This is a genomic window from Arthrobacter sp. FW306-04-A (genome assembly GCF_044358315.1).
Lineage (GTDB): Bacteria > Actinomycetota > Actinomycetes > Actinomycetales > Micrococcaceae > Arthrobacter.
Map to the genome: position 1 here is coordinate 782,209 of NZ_CP084559.1, position 17,105 is coordinate 799,313.

The window sequence follows — 17,105 nt, forward strand, 5'->3', positions numbered from 1 at the left end:
CTACGGAAGTCGTGAAGCCCGGAGAAGCGTGGCCTGGCCAGCCTTTTCGGGTTCAAGCGGTACCGGGCTAATTAACACAGCTGGGCCACGATGCAATGTGCCATCCGAAAGCGGTTGGCAGCGCACGCCGCCGCGTCCGCGCATGGCGGCATGCGCTCCCGGAGCGAGGACCCGTTCCATCCAGGCGCAAGGGTGGGCGGGCCGCCCCGCCCGCAGCCGCACTAGGCCGCCACGGGATTCCAAGTCGAACTCCTCGCCCAGCAGGGGAGCCAAGTGGGCTCCCCTGAGGACCACATTGCGGCGGGTGAGGAGGGGGTCGAAAGATGCGACTCCCAGTTCCGCTGCCATGGCTTCCAGTGCCTCGATGGCAATCAGGGTGACGGCAGCATCCATGTGCGCGGCCTTGCCGAAAAACCGGTCCCCGACGATGCCTTTGCCATTTACGATCTCCACCTGCCCGGCGTCGGAGGTGGGTACGTCAGCGGCACCATCACGCGCGCGGCCGAAGTAAGCGTGCCCCGGAGACACGAGCAGATGCAGGATCTCCACGTCGTACCTGTAGCTTGGCGTCATGCCATAAGGCTATGCCCGTCACGGGGACCGTCGCTCTGAGCCCCGATCCGCGGAGGCTCATGAAACCGCAGTTATAGATGTGACGTGGGTGACAATTGAGGTGTTTGGTGTAAAGCTTGTCGCGCTGCGTTGAGTGTCTTGTCAATGCGGATCCTATTGATCCTCAGGGAGGTTTCGTGAAGAAGATTCTTAGCGTTTCCGGGGTTTTGTTGCTTTTGCTGAGCGCGCTCTCAGCGGCGGCGCCGGCGGCAGTTGCCCAACCATCTCCGCATGCCAATTGGCATGCGGAGATGGCATGCCCCGATGTGCCTGCCGGTAGTGCGTCGTGTTTCGCCCTCAAGTACGTCGATGATTCAACAGGCTCGACCAAAGCGCTTCCGTTTGGCGGACAAGTCATGCCCGCCTCGAGCGCACCGCCCTCCACTGGCAAGACCCCTGCGGATATCCAGAGCGCCTACAACATCACAGGCCTCAAATCCGGCGGCCGCACCGTGGCAATCGTGGACGCCTACGGCTATCCGAACCTTGAACGCGATCTCGGCGTTTACCGTTCACAGTTCGGCCTCCCGGCATGCACGGTCAACAACGGCTGCCTCACCATCATGAACCAAAACGGCGGGAGCAAGCTTCCCCGGTTCAGTTCCGGTTGGGCCGACGAAACCGCCCTTGACGTCGACGCCGTCTCGTCAGCGTGCCCAGACTGCAAGATCCTCGTGGTGCAGGCGACGACAGCCAGCATCGCCAATCTTGGTACGGCCGTGGCAACGGCAGCCAAACAGCCAGGAGTCGCCGCGATTTCCAACAGCTACGGCGGTGGAGATTCATCCGACTCCAGCTACGGCGCGTACTACAACCACCCGGGAATCGCAGTGACGGCATCCACCGGTGACAACGGGTACACCGGCTCGTCATACCCCGCTTCCTCGAGTTATGTCACGGCGGTGGGTGGCACGTCGTTGGTCAAGGACGCCAGCACCCGTGGGTGGGGCGAGTCGGCTTGGTCCGGCTCGGGATCCGGATGCTCAAGCGTCAATGCCGCGTTGCCAGCCGCTGCAACCTTTGGCACGGGGTGCAGCAAGCGTGCCTCCGCAGACGTCGCGGCCGTCGCAGATCCACAGACCGGATTGTCGGTGTACGCACCGAGCGGCAGCACCACTTCATCGTGGGCACAGTACGGGGGAACGAGCCTGTCCTCACCCCTGATCGCCGCAATGTACGCGCTTTCCGGGAACTCTGGCAACGCCACGGCGCTGGCCAACTCCCTCCCTTACACAAACGCCGGCAAATTCAACGATGTCGCCTCGGGCTCCACGGGCAGCTGTCCCACGAGTCAATGGTGCCTCGCCGGCACTGGGTGGGATGGGCCCACGGGCGTTGGCACTCCGAACGGGGTTGCCGGACTCTAATGCATGCGGCAATTGCCTGTAGTGTGGCCGGTCGTCCATAGCGACCGGCCACCCTTGGCTATGTCAAGCTTTATTGCCATCGCGGAGGTCGGGTCCTAGGCCGCAGACCTATTCCTCCGCTGGGAAGGCAACACCTTCGCCCACCACGCGGAGGCACAGTTCCGTGCCGGGCCTGGTGATCGAAGCGTTCCAGTGGCGGATGGTGATGACCTCGCCGCCGCCGGGGTAGACCGGGCCTGCGCCGCCCGTGGCGGCGCGCGGCGCGAGCTTGATCCGGACGGTGGTCTCGGGTCCGAAGTAGTCGGTATCCACCACGACGCCACGGATGGGGCCGTCTGGAGCAATCCGGATCTGTTCCGGGCGGAGCATCAATTGCACCAAGCCTTGCGCCGGGGGACGGCGCACGGGAATTCCGCCTAGCGAACACGTGGCCAGGGAGCCTTCCATCCACGCGTTCAGGATGACGGCGTCGCCCAGGAACTCGGCCGTGGCGCGATCGGCGGGACGTGTGTACACCACGAACGGATTGCCGATCTGCGCCAGCTTCCCGCCACGCATGATGGCCACCTGGTCAGCAAAGGAAAGGGCTTCGGCTTGATCGTGCGTCACCAGGATGGTGGTGACCCCGGCCTCGTTCAGAACGTTGGCCACGGCGCGCCGGGTGGCAACGCGGAGGCCGGCGTCGAGGGCGGAGAACGGCTCATCGAGCAGCATGAGTTCCGGCTCACGGGCAAGGGCGCGGGCAAGTGCCACTCGTTGCTGCTGGCCTCCCGAGAGCTGGTGGGGCCGCCTTTTGGCCATGTCCGCATCGAGGGAAACCATCTCCAGTAGCTCCTGGACCCGCGTCTTCACACCGCGCCGGCCGCCGTCGAGCGCTGATTTGTCCAACCCGAAGGCGATGTTCTGCCCCACCGTAAGGTGCGGGAAGAGTGCGCCATCCTGGGCAACATAACCAATGTGGCGCTTGTGTGCCGGCAACCAGACGCCGTTCCCGGCCACCTTGGTGCCGTTGAGACTGATGGAGCCGGTGGCCGGGTGTTCAAAACCGGCGATCAGGCGCAGCAGGGTGGTCTTGCCGGATCCGGACGGCCCCACGATGGCAGTGGTTCCGCCCTTCGCCACGGACAGGTTCACGCCCTTCAGCACAGCCTGGGAACCGAAGTTCTTGGTGACCTCGGCGATGTCCAGGTGCGTGTTGGTGGTTGGGGCCACCGAAGCCGCGACGCGGGGTGCCGGAAGCCTTGAGGGGGATTGTTCGGTCACTGTCCGGCTACTTTCTTGGACTGTTGGAAAAGCAGGTACGTCATGGGGGCGGACAACAGGATCATGAGCAGGGCGTAGGGCGCCGCGCCCGAGTAGTCGATCTCGCTGCTCTTGCTCCAGAATTCGGTCGCCAAGGTGTGCGTGCCATTGGGGGATAGCAGCAGCGTGGCCGTCAGCTCATTGACGATGGCAAGGAACACCAGCGCGGCCCCGCCTGCGGCGGCCGGAGCAGTGAGCCGCAGGGTGACTTTCAAGAAGGACACGAGAGGGGCCTTGCCGAGCGACTGCGCGGCTTCGTCGAGTTCCTTGGGAGCCTGGGCCAGTCCGGAGCGGATGTTGACCAGGGCGCGGGGCAGGAACAGCAGCACATAGGCAGCAATCAGCACTCCGGAGGTCTGGTAGATCCCCGGGAACATCCGGATGCTCACGGTCACGAACGCGAGGCCCACAACGATGCCGGGCAGGGAGCTCGTGACGTAGTTGGAGAGCTCCAGCATCTTGCTGAACCAGCTTGGGTGCCGCACGGCCAGATACGCCATGGGGAAGCCGACGACGATTGTCACCGCGGCGCCTACGGTGCCATAAGCGAGGGTTTGGAGCAGCGCCGGAAGGAACTCGTTGGCGGACCAGACGCGGGCGCCACCCGCAACCACCCAGCGCAGGACGAACCAGATCGGCAATCCGAAGGCCAACACCGTGAGGGCCAGCAGGGCGAGCTGGGAGGGAACCTGGTAGTGGCGAAGCGGCAACCGGATCGGCTTGGCTTGGGCGCCGGAACCGACTCGGGCGTAGCGCGCGGTGCCGCGGCTCCTGACTTCCACCAGGAGCAGGATGAGGCAGAAGAACACCAGGACGCTTGCCAACATGTTGCCGGCAGTGCCGTTGAACGTGGATTGGAACTGGGTCATGATCGCCGTGGTGAACGTGTCGAAACGGATCATCGCGAACGCGCCGTATTCGGCAAGCAGGTGCAGGGACACCAAGAGAGCGCCACCTGTCATCGCGATCCGCAGTTGCGGCAGGACAACCCGGAAAAAGACGGCCCACGGTCCCAAGCCAAGGGATTCCGCGGACTGCTCAATAGCCGGGTCAAGGCGCCCCAGCGTTGCCGCCGCAGGAATGTATACAAGGGGGAAGTATGACAGCGCGGCAATGAGCACCCCGGACCAGATGCCCTCGAGCGACGGGACCGCGGATACCCACGAATAGCTGTTGACGAAGGCCGGAATGGCCAACGGGGCTGCCAGGGCCACGGCCCACCAGCGATGCCCCCGCAGTTTGGTGCGTTCCACGAGCCACGCGCCGCCAACGCCCAACACCAGGCAAATGGGCACTGTGAAGACCACGAGCATGACGGTGTTCAGGAGCAGCTCGCCGACGCGCGGCCGGAAGATGAGTCCGGCGGCGGTGTTCCAGCCGGTCGCAGCCGTCATGTAAGCGACGTAACCCAGCGGGATGAGCGAAAACAGCGCGATCAGCACCGCCAGGAGGGAAATTGCGGAAACGCCGAGAGGCGGGCGGGGGCGCTTGCCCCTGCCCGCCGGCGTCGTGCTCTCCGAATTCTTTGGAAGTGCGGGAGCCGATAGATCAGTGGTCACAGAATTACAGCAGTCCTGCCTTGGTCATCAGGTCGGTAACCTTCGCGGAGTTCAATTTGGCCGGGTCCACGGTGGGAGCCTGCAGATCCTTGATGGGAACGAGCTTAGCGTTGGAGTCCACCTGGGAAGCAACGGCGTACTCGAAGGAGGTGCCGTTCTTGAGGACTTCCTGGCCCTGCTTGCCGGTGATGAACTTGATGAAGGCCTGCGCAGCGGCAGCGTTCTTGGAGGACTTCAGCACGCCGCCGCCGGATACGGACAGGAAAGCGCCCGGGTCCTGGTTCTTGAAGAAGTACGGGGTGACGTTCTTGGAGTTCTCGCCGGTCTTGGCCTGGTCGCCGTAGTAGTAGTAGTGGTAGATCAGTGCGGCGTCGACTTCGCCGGCGTTGACTGCCTTCATGGCGGTGCTGTTGCCCTTGTACGCCTTGAAGTTGTCCTTCATGCCCTTGAGCCACTCGGTGGTGGCTGCCTCGCCCTTTTGCTCAAGGAGGGCGGCAACAATGGCCTGGAAGTCAGCGCCGGACGGGGAAGCCGCCCACCTGCCCTTCCACTCCGGCTTGGCCAGATCCAACATGGACTTGGGCAGCTTGTCGTCGCTGATCTTGTTCTTGTCGTAGACCAGAACGGTGGAGCGGGCGGCGATGCCGGTCCACTTGTTGGTTGAAGGGCGGTACCCAGCCGGGACCTGGTCCACAGTGGCCTTGTCGATGTCGGCGAAGAGGCCGGCGTTCTCAACCTGGGCCATGGCGGGGGAGTTCTCCGTGAGGAAAACGTCGGCCGGTGATGCCGCGCCTTCCTGGACGATCTGGTTGGAAAGCTCGGTGTCGGAACCCTGGCGGATGGTGACCTTGACGCCGGTCTCCTTGGTGAACGCGTCCACCCATTCCTTGGTCAGAGTGTCGTGCTGGGCGTTGTAGACCGTGATTTCGCCCGCCACTTTTGCGGCAGTACCAGCGTCAGCGGAGGCAGGGCCGGTGGCTGCGGAGGATGCGGTGCCGTTGCCGCAGGCGGCCAAGCTGAGGGCTGCGGTGGCGGCTAGTGCGATGCCGGCTAGCGCATTTGCGCGAATCTTCATGAGGGCTTCTTTCTGCGAGCAAATCCTGGGGAGCCCGGGGGAAGAAAGTGCGGGCTCACAGGTTGAAACTTTAGGTTAGCCATACCTAAATTTCCATCCAGATCAGCTGATCGTGACGGGAATCACATGTATTACGCAACGTTTACGTGACCTAATGTTTGTTGGTTTCCGCGTCCCGCGTTGAGGTGAGGCGCGGCACGCTGGCGGCGGCTATCAGAAGCCCAAGTGCTCCGAGGCCAAAGGGCAGGGAGGCGATGGTTGAGATGCCTCCGACGAGCAGCGGGCCTCCGGCGTCGCCAAGCTCCCTGCCGAGTTCTGCCGAGCCCATAGTCCTGCCCATCCGCTCCGGTGGTGTCGTCTCGGCCAGATGGGCGAAGCCCAATGGTGTTGCGGCACCTACGCCCGCACCGATGGTCGCCGCCGAAACAAACAAGGTGACCGGCCCCGGTGCCAGGGCGAGGAGCGTTATGCCGCTCGCGGTGAGTAGGAGTCCGGCGGTCATGCCGTGGGTGTCACTGATGCGTCGTTGGTCGCGCATCTTGCCGATCTGGGGCTGCACAAGCAATGAGGCGATCGCCAGGACGCTCACTGTTGCGGTGCCCGCTACGGGGCCGAGGCCGTGCTGCGAGGCCAGGGCTGGAAGGAAGCCGATCGCTGACCCCATTGCCGCCGTCGACGCCGCTAGTACGAGAGTTGGGACAACGAAGCGCCGTTCGGTGACTTGGCGCGCAAGGTCAAAGACCGTGTAGCGCTGGCGCGGGAGAGGCTCCAGGTGTGGGACCCGAGCGAAGACCCAGATGGCCGCCGCAACCGCAAGCGCCGACAGCACCGCAAAGAGCATCGGGAATCCTCCGGCAAGGATCAGTCCGGCCCCTAGCAGCGGACCCATGACGTAGCCCAGGCTCTTCCAGGATCCGTACCGGCCGAAGTAGGTACCCGCGTTCTTTCCTCCAGCCACGCGGGCCACCATGGCTGACGCCGCCGGAGAGAATGCCGATGCTGCGGCTCCCTGGCCAAGCCGGGCTACGCCAAGCATGAGCGGTTCGCTTCCCCACAGCCCTGGAATCGAGAGCACCGCGAAGGCCAGGAGGCCTCCGATGATGACGGGCTTGGTGCCGATTCTGTCGCTGAGCGCGCCGAACACGGGTTTGAGGAACACCTCAGAGACGTCGTACGCGGCCAGCAGGAGGCCCAGGCTCATCAGGCTCAGACCGATGTTTGCGCTCTGGGCGCCCAAGCTCGCGGCGATGCTGTGGGCGCCGAACGCTGTCACGAACCCGGCGGCGTACAGCGGTGCGGAGGAAGTCCGGGTTCTTAACTGAACCGGGCTCATGAGTGGACCTGCCGGTAGACATAGCCCGCAAAATCATCCAGGGCTGCGGTGCAGGTGGCCATCTCCTCTTCGGCGCGTGCTGCGCTGGCGCCGCCGAGAACGTCCCGGGTCCGAATTGACCGCGACCACCGGCGGAGCCGTTCAAGGCTTTGTTCTTCCTCTTCGAGTTCGGCGAGAGTGAATTTCTGCTTGGAGATTTCCCGGGCGACCTCGCCAGTGAACTTCGCGCAGTCTGCCAGAAACTCCTTCCATTCGTCCTCGCGCGCTGCCATGAAGAGGTCACGCAGTTTGGCGGCGTCGTCCCCGGATCTGGTGGTCAGCAGAATCAGATCACCCCCGCCAGCCTGTGCCAGTTCCTGTGCTTTCTCTGCGCCGGCCCGGCAAGCCGGAACGTCGGGAGCGGCCCAGGTTCCCTGCCCGACCGGGACGCCACCGAATCGCCTCAACTCCCGCCAGACAGCAACTCGGTGCCGGGATGGCGCCGCGGGCACCTGCACGATCATGATCAGCCAAGAAATATCGCTCAAGTTCTGCACACTCATGATTGTAACGGTTGTTACAATCTCTGGCGGAGGTTAACGGTCTTGCGGCGGTCGATAAGCTGGCACCATGCCCGGACTCTCCGAACTCATGCCGACATTCCTCGGCGTCGGCGTCCTGATGGCAGTCACATTGGCACTCCTCTTGGCATTCCGAGCTCCGCATCCCTTCGCACCCGCACTCGCCATCCTCCGCGGAGCCGTCCAACTCGCCGCGATAAGTTTCGTTCTGGGTGGCGTGATCACCAGCCCACTGTGGGTCGCCGTCGCGCTACTCGTGATGTTCGCGGTGGCCGCGGCGAGTGCCACGCGACGCATTGGCTGGAGCCTGCCCCATTTGGGCTTGGTCAGTGGCTCGATGGCCGGAGGAATTGCAATAACCCTCGCCGTCATTTTCGCCACGGGTGCCATCGCGTTCACCCCCCGCTACGCGCTCGCGATCGGCGGGATCGTCATTGGCAATGGAATGACTATCGCAGTCCTGGCCGGCCGGCACTTCAAGGAATCGGTCTACGAGCATTGGGAGGAGGTGGAGGGTTGGTTGGCACTCGGCGCCACTCCGAGGCAGGCAACCCTGGATCTTGCCCGGCGCACGGTCTACTCGGCCTTGATTCCTTCCACCGATCAGACGAAGACCACTGGGCTCGTCACCTTGCCCGGCGCGTTCGTCGGGGCGATCTTTGGCGGGATCGCTCCGCTTGAAGCGGGGCGCTTCCAGATTGTGGTGCTCGCTGCAATCATGGCGGCCGGTTCCATGACGGCCGTCATGATCATCGGAATTCTCGCGCCGGTGCGCGTGCGTCCGGCTACGCTCCGCTGACACCGGGCTAGCGGGCGGGCAGCCGGTTGTAGGCGCTCCCTACGGCGACTATCGCGGACGCCGGTTGACGACTGGAGCGACGCAGTTCGGCGGCAAGCTAACGCGGGCGGGCCTCCGGCCGACAGTAGGAACTGAACCGCCCTCCCTACAGCGCCTTCCTACCTAAAGCAGAAACGGCCCATGATCGTTGTCACCCGCCTGAACGGCACCCGCTTTGCCGTGAATCCGGACATCATTGAACGGATCCACGAAAGCCCGGACACCCACCTGGTGACCCTCGACGGCGCTGCTTACGTAGTGCAGGAGAGCCTCGCCGAGGTAGTGGAGCTGATTGCGAATTACCGCTCCTACATCCTTCGGCGGGCACAAGATCTCCCCACCGTGACGGGCTATCCCTTGAGCCTCGTGCGGACACCGGACCCGGACGGAAGGTAGCCCATGGATCCCTCAACTATCATCGGCCTGTTCCTGGCCTTCGGCTCCGTGGTCGCCATGGTGACCCTCGAAGACGCCAACCTCATGGCGCTTCTGCTTCCCGCACCCATGGTCCTGGTTTTCGGTGCCACGTTGGCCGTAGGCCTGGCCGGGAACACCTTCCGCGACACCATCCGGGCGTTCAAGGACTTGCCCAAGGCTTTCAAGGGCAAGACCGACAAGCCGCAGGACAGCATCGACCAGCTGATCGGCTTTGCCGAGAAGGCCCGCAGCGAAGGACTGCTCTCCCTTGAAGAAGCAGCTGCCCAGGAGAAGGATCCGTTCCTGGCCAGGGCTCTCCAGAACATCGCCGACGGCACCGACGCCGAAGAGTTGCGCATCCTCATGGAAGACGAGATCGACACCAAGATGCGCAGCGACCACGTCTCTGCCAAATTCTTCGCCAGCCTGGGTGGATACGCACCCACCATCGGCATCATTGGCACGGTGGTGTCGCTGACCCACGTCTTGGAGAACCTTTCCTCGCCTGACCATCTGGGACCCATGATCGCCTCGGCATTTGTGGCTACCTTGTGGGGTTTGTTGTCCGCGAACTTCATCTGGCTGCCCTTCAGCTCACGGCTCAAGCGCCTGTCCGAGCTCGAAATCGAACGGATGACGCTCCTGATGGAGGGCATGCTGTCAGTGCAGAACGGAACCCAACCGCTACTGCTCGCCGAGCGGCTCCGGGCCATGGTCCCCGCCGACAGGATCGGCAGGGAGAAGTCAGCAAAGAAGAGCAACGACGACGAAGGCCGCCCCGGCAAATTCGCTTCGTCCAAGGCCGCATGAGGTCCCGGCGCCGCCGCGGCTCGCCTCCGGCGGAGGAGCACGTCGACGAACGCTGGATGGCTTCCTACATGGACATGGTCACCGTGCTGATGTGCATGTTTATCGTCCTGTTCGCCATGTCCACGGTGGACCAGACCAAATTCGATAAGCTCCGCAATTCGCTGGCCACAGGTTTCGGCACCGTGGCCAGCCAGAAGGTGGACACGGCCACCGGCACCGTTGTTCCCCCCGAGTTCACCCACGCTGACGCCCAAGGATTCTCGTCTCTGGACCTGGCTCTCAAGGAAGTGGACCGGCTCACCGCTTTGCGCGACGACATGAAGTCAAAGCTCGACGCCGCGGGGCTGGGGGCCAATGTGCAGTTCCAGATCGGCGAACGTGGACTCACCGTGAAACTCGTGGGATCACAGACCTTCTTCGAACCCGACCGACCGGAGCTCACTGCCCGAGCCAGCCAGGTCCTTGGCACTGTTGCCCCCGCAATGGTCAGCGCCGGCCTTGAAGTCATGGTGGAAGGCCACGCAGCCAACGGAATCACCTCCTACCCCTCCACGTGGGAGCTTTCCTCCGCGCGTTCCGTCAATGTCCTCAGGTACCTCGTGGACCATGGAGGCGTTCCAGCAGGCCACATTGGGGCGGTCGCGTTCGGCTCGGCCCGGCAGGTCAACGACGACTCCACCGAGGCGCTGATGGAGCTCAACCGCCGCGTCGACGTCGTCGTACTCTCAGACAAACCCGAAGTGGTCCGCGCCCTGATTCCCGAGGCACTCAAAGCGAGAGCGGGCCAGTAGGCGCGCGCCTGTGGCGGGACGACGCCGGGCTCCGTGGAAATGACCAGCGTGCCGAGGTACGCTCGTGGCATGACCCCGGAGGATCTTGCCAGGCTCACATACTTGCGCCGGGCCCGTGACCTGATCGACCGCGAGTACGCAAAGCCCCTCGACGTGCCGACTATGGCCAGTCACGTCTACATGTCACCCGCGCATTTCTCTCGGCAGTTCCGGGCCGCTTACGGCGAGACCCCCTACAACTACCTCATGACCCGCCGGATCGAGCGAGCGATGGCGCTCCTGCGTGGCGGAATGAGTGTCACCGACGCCTGCATGGAGGTCGGTTGTACGTCACTTGGCTCTTTCAGTTCGCGGTTCACCGAACTCGTGGGGGTGCCTCCCAGCACCTACCGCACCCGCGAGCACCGCGCAGTGGCCGCAATGCCGGCCTGTGTGGCGAAGATCCGCACGAGGCCCCGCCGGAACGAGCAAACCGCCCGGCAGGAATCTGGCCGGAAAGAAGAGAGCAGGATTCAAGAAGCGCTCGCCGTCGTCGCGGACTAGCGTCGTTGCCATGACTATTTCACTGCAGTACTCACACATCACTGTCAACGATCCCGACGAAGCTCTCACCTTCTACCGGGACGCCCTCGGACTCGAGGTGCTCAACGACGTCGCACAGGGCGGATTCCGCTGGGTCACGCTCGGCAGCACGGCCCAGCCTGGTGTTGAAATCGTGCTTTCCGAACCGCACGCGGGCCGGTCCAAGGCCGACGGCGATTCCCTCCAGGAGCTGCTCACCAAGGGCGTCCTGGGGCCAATCGTCTTCCGCTCGGACGACGTCGATACGCTCTTCGAGAAGGTCAGGGCGTCCGGCGCGGAGGTCATGCAGGAGCCAATCGACCAGCCATGGGGTCCGCGCGACTGCGCCTTCCGCGATCCTTCCGGCAACATGGTGAGGATTTCGCAGGCACCGGCGGCGTAGGGCGACAGCTCGACTCATCCCAGACCATCATGCCCGGGCATGATGGGTCTATTCTTAGCGGTGAAGAGCAGCTGTTCCGGTTCCGCGCGCAACCGGATCCTGCCGCACAGGATGAATCGGGGATCTGAGGCTCACCATGGATGCTGCACACGCCGCTCTAGAGCTCTCCGAGTACCGCCAAGGTATGTTCCATGGTTGACTTCGGCGTTGGAGCGGGAGCTTTTGGTGACGCAGACCTGTGCACACCGTTTCTAAGTCAGCTACCAGTGAGCGGTGCTGCTGTGTCCATGTTCGGAGGGGCCGCGTCAGAGACCCTTGTGTGCGCGAGCAATAGGCTGGCGGCCAGGCTTGATGAGCTGCAGTTTGATTTGGGGGAAGGTCCCAGGTGGGAAGCCTTGCACACAAAGCTCCCGGTTCTGGTCCCCGATGTCCGATACTCACACCCGTACTCGTGGCCGGTTTTTAGCAAGGCAATCCTGGAGACCGAGGCTGCGGCGCTGTTTGTGTTCCCGCTTACCCTGGGCGCTTTGGATCTGGGGGTTGTGGAGCTCCACCATACGAAACCTGGGAGCCTGAGCTACGTCGATTACGCGACAGCATCGGTACTCGCCGGCCAGACGGCGTGGCATTTGTTGCGACGGGTCCTGTTGGTGAACTCGCCCGACACGGACCCCGCCGTGGAAACCGCGTTGATGTCCCGGCGGGAAATCCACCAGGCCACGGGAATGGTCCTGGCGCAATCAGGGAGTTCCGCCGCGGACGCACTTTTGTTGATGCGCGCCCACGCGTTCGCGCATGCGCTGTCATTGCGCGAAACAGCCGATGCGGTACTGGAGGGACGCCTGAGTTTTGCTCCTGGGAATGACACGCACGGCAGTCGTGGTCTGCAGTAATATGGCGACATGGTGACGATAAGCCGTGCCGAGCGCGTCAGTGCGGCCTTCGTAAAGATCACGAACACGTTAGTGGCTGACTACGACGTGCTGGCCTTGCTACATGCGCTTGTCGACGCATCCGTGGATCTGCTCGATGCCGCCGCCGCCGGGTTGCTGCTTGCCGATCCTCACGGTGAGCTGCAGGTCCTTGCCTCCACCAGCGAAGGAAGCCAGCTTGTTGAAATACTTCAGCTGCAGGCGGGCTCCGGTCCTTGTGTTGAGTGCTACCGGACAGGAACCCTGGTGGTCGTGGAGGACATACCCGCCTTGAACGGCCAATGGCCAGAATTCCAGGCAGCCGCCCTGTCACAGGGATTCCGTTCCGTCCACGCGGTACCGATGCGCGTTCAAGGCAGAACCATCGGAGCCATGGGCCTTTTCGGCGAACATTCCGGCGCCCTCACGCCGGAGGACGTTGCCATCGGCCAATCGCTGGCAGACGTTGCGACCATCAGCATCCTGCAGGAACGCACCATCCGCGAATCGGCGGTGATCAACGAACAGCTGCAGCGTGCCCTGAATAGCCGAGTCCTGATCGAACAGGCCAAGGGGGTCATTGCCCACACTGCCGGAGTGGACATGGAAGAGGCGTTCCGCCGGTTACGCACTTTTGCACGCGCCAACAACCAGAGCCTGCATGACACGGCGGCGCGCGTCATCGACCGTACCCTCACTCTATAGGCGGCGAAGGCCGTTCACCGTTCCGGCAGGGCCCGGACGTTCCAGCAGGGCTTGGTGGGACGCTAATTCGATGCCCAGCGCCGCCGCCGAGATATCCTCAAGGGCGTCATTCATCGATTCAAAGGCAGCCACGTTTCCGGGTTGAGAGGTCTCATCCGCGAATTGGATCAGCGCAAAGCGCGCCACCTTCCTTTTCAGCTCCGCGATGAGCTCCTCGATCTCTGCAAACGGATAGTCTCGCCAAATTTCGGAGTCCGGTGCGGCGGAGGGGTGCCTGGTGCGAGAGGGGCGGGGGTACTGCCTCGGCGCAGGCGCAACTGCTGCCGGCACGGAGGCGTGATGCCCTTCTATCGAGGCGGTGCGGGTGTTGGGGTCGCCTGGCATGATTTGTGATGTCCTCCTGAAGCGGGCGCCGACAAAAGGCGCTGCCAGGGTCCGGGGCAACACCCCAAGCTTATCCGACATGCAGTCACGCGGATAGGCTCCCAATAGTTAGTCCGCTTACGCCAGCCCTTTCCTTGCCGATAGTGGCAACCGTGAGTGAACAGGAAGATCAATTGGCGGGACGGCAGCGCACCGTGGACGTCTACGATTTCCGCAGGCCCACCACCTTGCCGCGCCAGCACAGCCGCGTCCTGGAAGTTGCTTTCGAGACTTTTGCCCGCCAATGGGGAACCCAGCTCACGGCCAAGGTCCGCGTGAAATCCACCGTGACCCTGGAGCAGCTCATCATGGAGAGCTATGACGAGTACGCGGCTTCCCTGCCTTCCGTTACCTCGATGGTGCTGTGCCGAATTGAGGGCAGCGAATCGCGGCTCGTCATGCAGTTTCCTGCCACGGCGGCCCTTTCCTGGGTGACCCGCATGTTGGGCGGAAGCGCCGAGACGGCCGTTCCGGATCGAAAGTTCACCCAGATCGAGCAGGCCCTCATCAGCCGCATGGTGGAAGACGGACTGGAGGACCTGAGCTATTCCCTTGGCGCCCTTTTGACTACCCCGGTGCGCATGGACGTCATCCAGTACAACTCCCAGTTCGCCCAGGCAGCGGCTCCGGCGGAGCTGATGATCGTGGCCTCATTCACGGTCAAAGTGGGCGAAAGCCTCGCCGCTGCTAGTCTCGCGATTCCCGCCGACGTCCTCCTCTCCGGACTCGGCGACGTGAATCCCACTGTCCACAGCCGCGACGCCGAGGCATTGGTCCGCGCCCAGGTAACCCAGGTGCCGGTAGACCTTGCTGTCCAGTTGAGCCCGACTCCGGTGACGCCGGCGCAGATCCTTGGCCTCGCCGTCGGGGACGTCATTCCGCTGCCGCATCTGGAGAACCGGCCGTTCGACGTCGCCATCAACGGCACCCGGCTGGCCACTGCCGCCCCCGCCCGCAACGGCTCACGTGCAGCCGCCGTCATCGTCACAATCGAGGAGAACCAGCGATGAGCATCACCCTGACCCTGCACGAGTCGGCAGCGGAGCGACTGGCCGCCCAGCTGCCGACTCCTGCCGCGCTGCACGTCTCCGGCATTGTCCCGTCGCAGGCCGCCGCGCCGTACGCACCACTCGCCATCACCGCCACCTTCGTGGGCGCCGTGACTACGGACTTCGCGCTCATCCTCGTGGACCGGTCCTTCCTCGCCGCGGCAGGCGGTGCCCTGCAAGGTGCCCTGCCCGGCGGAGCGGTCTCCGCCGTCGACGTACTGCGCCCCGCGATGGAACACGCAGCTGAGGCGTTCGACGCCGGAGTGCTGGGGGAGTTGCGCGAGGAAGACGCGGCCGGGCTGCTCTCCGACTCCCAAACTGCCGTTTTTGAACTGCGCCAGTCGCTGGCGGGCGACGGCGGGCAGACGTTCGGCTGGTTCGCAGTCCGGGTCCGCGAACACGGAACAGTGCAGGACATTCCGGCCGCACGTGCCGCCCAGAACAGTGCCGTTTCTTCCCGTCTCGGCCTGATCAGCAACGTCGAAATGGCCCTCACCGTCGAGATCGGCCGCACCCGCATGTCCGTGCGCGATGCCCTCGCCCTGGAACCGGCCAAAGTGATCGAACTGGACCGCTCCGCCGGCGCACCCGCGGATGTTCTCCTCAATGGCCGATTGATCGCCCACGGGGAAGTTGTTGTCGTGGACCAGGACTACGCCGTGCGCATCACCCGTATCCTCGACGTCGCCGAGGGAATCTACTAGATGGATTCGCTCATCCTCGGGCTGCGTGTGCTCGTGGCCCTGGGTGCGGTGCTGGGCCTCATATGGTTCCTGCAGCGCCGCCTTCTCAAGGGCAAAGGCAAAGGCCGACGCCGGGCCAACACCACCCTGACGGTGGTCAGCCGGCAGACCGTCGGTCAAAAGGCCTCCGTAGTGGTGGTCGACGCCGGGGACAAGCGATTCCTTTTGGGCGTCACCGAGCACGCAATCAATGTCCTGCACACCAGCGACGTCCCGGTCGAGCTTCCGGAAATTACGACGGCGCAGGCCCGGTTTCCGGGGCCGGCTCCGGTCCCTGCCGAGGGCCAGGAACGGGCACCGGAGCGCTCTCCGGCACCCGAGAGCTTCGCCGACATCTTCCGCGACGCCGGCGTCCCGCAGCTTGCGGACACGGAGTTGGTAGACAGGGGAACCAGGCGCCGCAGCGAGATCCATCGCCGCAGCGAGCTGAACAAGGAACCACAACCCCTGCACGGTTCCATTCTTGCCGGTTCAACCTGGCGGCAGGCCGCCGAGGCCATCAGGGGACGCCGCAATTGATCCCGAATTTTGGGGCTGTCGATGGCCGCCGCATGGCCAGAATGTTGCTCGCAGTGCTCTGCGTGCTGCTGCTGACGGCCCTGTTCCTGTGGTTGGGCGCGTCTGCCGGACACGCAGCACCAATCGCCCCGGCGCCACCCACCGCGCCCGCGGTGCCCACGGCCCCGGGCCAGCCGTCCGGCGGCAACCTCAACATCGACATCAACGGACTGGACGGTAAACCTTCCACCGCCGTGGTGACGTTGATCGGGATCACGTTGCTTTCCGTCGCCCCGGCCCTGCTGCTGATGATGACCTCGTTCACCAAGATCTTCGTGGTGCTGGCCATGACCCGCAATGCCCTGTCCCTGCCATCCATCCCGCCCAACCAAGTCCTGGCCGGCTTGGCGCTTTTCCTGTCCCTGTTTGTCATGTGGCCCGTGGTCTCGGAGATCAACAACGTCGGAATCCAGCCCTACCTGAACGGGACGTTGGACTTCAACGGAGCCGTCTCTGCCGGGTCTGCGCCGCTTCAACACTTCATGGTGGCCCACACCCGGCAAGAGGACATTGCGCTGATGACCCGCGCAGCCAAGCTGGCCAATCCTGCCAACCCGGAATCCGTGCCGCTGCAAACCCTCATCCCGGCGTTCATGATTTCCGAGCTCCGGGCCGCGTTCATCATCGGCTTCGTCATCTTCATCCCGTTCCTCGTGATCGACCTGGTGGTCTCGGCTGCGCTGATGTCCATGGGCATGATGATGCTTCCGCCGGTGATGATCTCCTTGCCCTTCAAAATCCTGCTGTTCATCCTGGTGGACGGTTGGGGCCTGGTGATCACCGCCCTGATCCAGAGCTATTCGAGCGGCTGATGGATACCAACGCAGTCCTGGACATCTGCCTCCAGGCCATGATCGTGGCCGCAAAGCTTGCGGCGCCAGCCCTGGTCACTGCGCTGGTAGTGGGACTGGCCATTTCCCTCCTTCAGTCCATCACCCAGCTACAGGAAGCCACTCTGTCCTTCGTGCCCAAGGCCGTGGCCGTGGCCGTGGCCTTGGTGGTGTGCGGGCACTGGATGATCACGGAGATGGTCTCCTTCACCAACGAGCTCTTCGCCCGGATCCCCGGGCTGATCGGGGGAGCGTGAA

Annotated in this window: 21 protein-coding genes; 14 read left to right on the forward strand and 7 right to left on the reverse strand. The window is 63.8% G+C overall.

The annotated features are described in order from the left end of the window. Positions 1-573: an MOSC domain-containing protein gene (locus LFT43_RS03705; protein ID WP_395801207.1), complete on the reverse strand. Its 573-nt coding sequence runs from the start codon at positions 571-573 to the stop codon at positions 1-3. A gap of 176 nt (positions 574-749) precedes the next feature. Here LFT43_RS03705 and LFT43_RS03710 point away from each other — a divergent pair, with 176 nt between their 5' ends. After that, positions 750-1,979, forward strand: coding sequence for a hypothetical protein (locus tag LFT43_RS03710; RefSeq protein ID WP_395801208.1), 1,230 nt, complete (start codon positions 750-752; stop codon positions 1,977-1,979). Positions 1,980-2,087: 108 nt separating this feature from the next. Here the strand turns inward: LFT43_RS03710 and LFT43_RS03715 are convergent, their stop codons facing one another. The 5 genes from LFT43_RS03715 to LFT43_RS03735 form a co-directional block, all read right to left on the reverse strand. After that, positions 2,088-3,242, reverse strand: a complete 1,155-nt coding sequence (locus tag LFT43_RS03715) for an ABC transporter ATP-binding protein (RefSeq protein ID WP_395801209.1) — start codon at positions 3,240-3,242, stop codon at positions 2,088-2,090. After that, positions 3,239-4,840 (reverse strand): ABC transporter permease, encoded by a 1,602-nt coding sequence (locus LFT43_RS03720; RefSeq protein ID WP_395801210.1) that lies wholly within the window; start codon positions 4,838-4,840, stop codon positions 3,239-3,241. Before LFT43_RS03720 ends, LFT43_RS03715 begins: the two co-directional genes overlap by 4 nt. A 4-nt stretch (positions 4,841-4,844) precedes the next feature. Continuing rightward, positions 4,845-5,915, reverse strand: a complete 1,071-nt coding sequence (locus tag LFT43_RS03725) for an iron ABC transporter substrate-binding protein (RefSeq protein ID WP_395801211.1) — start codon at positions 5,913-5,915, stop codon at positions 4,845-4,847. 151 nt (positions 5,916-6,066) lie between these two features. Then, a complete protein-coding gene (locus tag LFT43_RS03730; RefSeq protein WP_395801212.1) occupies positions 6,067-7,248 on the reverse strand; it encodes an MFS transporter in 1,182 nt (393 codons plus the stop codon). Then, positions 7,245-7,790 (reverse strand): Chromate resistance protein ChrB, encoded by a 546-nt coding sequence (locus LFT43_RS03735; protein ID WP_395801213.1) that lies wholly within the window; start codon positions 7,788-7,790, stop codon positions 7,245-7,247. The genes LFT43_RS03730 and LFT43_RS03735 overlap by 4 nt, the downstream gene beginning before the upstream one ends. 67 nt (positions 7,791-7,857) lie before the next feature. Between LFT43_RS03735 and LFT43_RS03740 the strand changes: the two genes are divergently transcribed. The 8 genes from LFT43_RS03740 (at position 7,858) to LFT43_RS03775 (ending at position 13,244) form a co-directional block, all read left to right on the forward strand. Beyond that, positions 7,858-8,607, forward strand: a complete 750-nt coding sequence (locus LFT43_RS03740; RefSeq protein ID WP_395801214.1) for an ABC transporter permease — start codon at positions 7,858-7,860, stop codon at positions 8,605-8,607. 180 nt (positions 8,608-8,787) lie between these two features. Then, on the forward strand, positions 8,788-9,042 hold the full coding sequence (locus tag LFT43_RS03745) for a flagellar FlbD family protein (protein WP_265980448.1): 255 nt from the start codon (positions 8,788-8,790) through the stop codon (positions 9,040-9,042). A gap of 3 nt (positions 9,043-9,045) precedes the next feature. Continuing rightward, positions 9,046-9,873: a motility protein A gene (locus LFT43_RS03750; protein WP_395801215.1), complete on the forward strand. Its 828-nt coding sequence runs from the start codon at positions 9,046-9,048 to the stop codon at positions 9,871-9,873. Further along, positions 9,870-10,664, forward strand: a complete 795-nt coding sequence (locus LFT43_RS03755; protein WP_395801216.1) for a flagellar motor protein MotB — start codon at positions 9,870-9,872, stop codon at positions 10,662-10,664. The genes LFT43_RS03750 and LFT43_RS03755 overlap by 4 nt, the downstream gene beginning before the upstream one ends. A 69-nt stretch (positions 10,665-10,733) precedes the next feature. Next, entirely contained in the window at positions 10,734-11,207 is a 474-nt protein-coding gene (locus LFT43_RS03760; protein WP_395801217.1) for a helix-turn-helix transcriptional regulator, read from the forward strand. 10 nt (positions 11,208-11,217) lie between these two features. After that, complete coding sequence (locus tag LFT43_RS03765; RefSeq protein ID WP_395801218.1) at positions 11,218-11,628, forward strand: VOC family protein; 411 nt, start codon at positions 11,218-11,220, stop codon at positions 11,626-11,628. A gap of 395 nt (positions 11,629-12,023) precedes the next feature. Then, complete coding sequence (locus LFT43_RS03770; RefSeq protein ID WP_395801219.1) at positions 12,024-12,521, forward strand: ANTAR domain-containing protein; 498 nt, start codon at positions 12,024-12,026, stop codon at positions 12,519-12,521. A gap of 9 nt (positions 12,522-12,530) precedes the next feature. Continuing rightward, positions 12,531-13,244: a GAF and ANTAR domain-containing protein gene (locus tag LFT43_RS03775; RefSeq protein WP_395801220.1), complete on the forward strand. Its 714-nt coding sequence runs from the start codon at positions 12,531-12,533 to the stop codon at positions 13,242-13,244. Here the strand turns inward: LFT43_RS03775 and LFT43_RS03780 are convergent. Then, entirely contained in the window at positions 13,239-13,628 is a 390-nt protein-coding gene (locus tag LFT43_RS03780) for a hypothetical protein (protein ID WP_395801221.1), read from the reverse strand. The two genes, LFT43_RS03775 and LFT43_RS03780, sit on opposite strands and share 6 nt — an antisense overlap. 152 nt (positions 13,629-13,780) lie before the next feature. Here LFT43_RS03780 and LFT43_RS03785 point away from each other — a divergent pair, with 152 nt between their 5' ends. The 5 genes from LFT43_RS03785 to fliQ are packed head-to-tail and all read left to right on the forward strand — an operon-like array spanning position 13,781 to position 17,104. Then, positions 13,781-14,677 carry a flagellar motor switch protein FliM gene (locus LFT43_RS03785; RefSeq protein ID WP_395801222.1) on the forward strand — a complete coding sequence of 299 codons (897 nt, stop codon included), beginning with the start codon at positions 13,781-13,783 and terminating at the stop codon, positions 14,675-14,677. Next, the gene (gene fliN, locus LFT43_RS03790; RefSeq protein ID WP_395801223.1) at positions 14,674-15,420 is read left to right on the forward strand and encodes a flagellar motor switch protein FliN; all 747 of its coding nucleotides are present in this window, start codon (positions 14,674-14,676) and stop codon (positions 15,418-15,420) included. Before LFT43_RS03785 ends, fliN begins: the two co-directional genes overlap by 4 nt. Continuing rightward, positions 15,421-15,978: a flagellar biosynthetic protein FliO gene (gene fliO / locus LFT43_RS03795; RefSeq protein ID WP_395801224.1), complete on the forward strand. Its 558-nt coding sequence runs from the start codon at positions 15,421-15,423 to the stop codon at positions 15,976-15,978. It abuts the gene before it with no gap. Between the two features lie 32 nt (positions 15,979-16,010). Next, entirely contained in the window at positions 16,011-16,829 is an 819-nt protein-coding gene (fliP, locus tag LFT43_RS03800; RefSeq protein WP_395801225.1) for a flagellar type III secretion system pore protein FliP, read from the forward strand. Beyond that, on the forward strand, positions 16,829-17,104 hold the full coding sequence (fliQ, locus tag LFT43_RS03805; RefSeq protein WP_184737924.1) for a flagellar biosynthesis protein FliQ: 276 nt from the start codon (positions 16,829-16,831) through the stop codon (positions 17,102-17,104). The genes fliP and fliQ overlap by 1 nt, the downstream gene beginning before the upstream one ends. Position 17,105 lies beyond the last annotated feature (1 nt).

What these genes read in the sequence shown, in the direction of transcription:
- LFT43_RS03705 (WP_395801207.1), bottom strand. Translation starts at nt 573, where the DNA reads ATGACGCCAAGCTACAGGTACGACGTGGAGATCCTGCATCTGCTCGTG.
- LFT43_RS03725 (WP_395801211.1), bottom strand. Translation starts at nt 5,915, where the DNA reads ATGAAGATTCGCGCAAATGCGCTAGCCGGCATCGCACTAGCCGCCACC.
- LFT43_RS03730 (WP_395801212.1), bottom strand. Translation starts at nt 7,248, where the DNA reads ATGAGCCCGGTTCAGTTAAGAACCCGGACTTCCTCCGCACCGCTGTAC.
- LFT43_RS03735 (WP_395801213.1), bottom strand. Translation starts at nt 7,790, where the DNA reads ATGAGTGTGCAGAACTTGAGCGATATTTCTTGGCTGATCATGATCGTG.
- LFT43_RS03740 (WP_395801214.1), top strand. Translation starts at nt 7,858, where the DNA reads ATGCCCGGACTCTCCGAACTCATGCCGACATTCCTCGGCGTCGGCGTC.
- LFT43_RS03745 (WP_265980448.1), top strand. Translation starts at nt 8,788, where the DNA reads ATGATCGTTGTCACCCGCCTGAACGGCACCCGCTTTGCCGTGAATCCG.
- LFT43_RS03750 (WP_395801215.1), top strand. Translation starts at nt 9,046, where the DNA reads ATGGATCCCTCAACTATCATCGGCCTGTTCCTGGCCTTCGGCTCCGTG.
- LFT43_RS03755 (WP_395801216.1), top strand. Translation starts at nt 9,870, where the DNA reads ATGAGGTCCCGGCGCCGCCGCGGCTCGCCTCCGGCGGAGGAGCACGTC.
- LFT43_RS03760 (WP_395801217.1), top strand. Translation starts at nt 10,734, where the DNA reads ATGACCCCGGAGGATCTTGCCAGGCTCACATACTTGCGCCGGGCCCGT.
- LFT43_RS03765 (WP_395801218.1), top strand. Translation starts at nt 11,218, where the DNA reads ATGACTATTTCACTGCAGTACTCACACATCACTGTCAACGATCCCGAC.
- LFT43_RS03775 (WP_395801220.1), top strand. Translation starts at nt 12,531, where the DNA reads ATGGTGACGATAAGCCGTGCCGAGCGCGTCAGTGCGGCCTTCGTAAAG.
- LFT43_RS03780 (WP_395801221.1), bottom strand. Translation starts at nt 13,628, where the DNA reads ATGCCAGGCGACCCCAACACCCGCACCGCCTCGATAGAAGGGCATCAC.
- fliN (WP_395801223.1), top strand. Translation starts at nt 14,674, where the DNA reads ATGAGCATCACCCTGACCCTGCACGAGTCGGCAGCGGAGCGACTGGCC.
- fliO (WP_395801224.1), top strand. Translation starts at nt 15,421, where the DNA reads ATGGATTCGCTCATCCTCGGGCTGCGTGTGCTCGTGGCCCTGGGTGCG.
- fliP (WP_395801225.1), top strand. Translation starts at nt 16,011, where the DNA reads ATGGCCAGAATGTTGCTCGCAGTGCTCTGCGTGCTGCTGCTGACGGCC.
- fliQ (WP_184737924.1), top strand. Translation starts at nt 16,829, where the DNA reads ATGGATACCAACGCAGTCCTGGACATCTGCCTCCAGGCCATGATCGTG.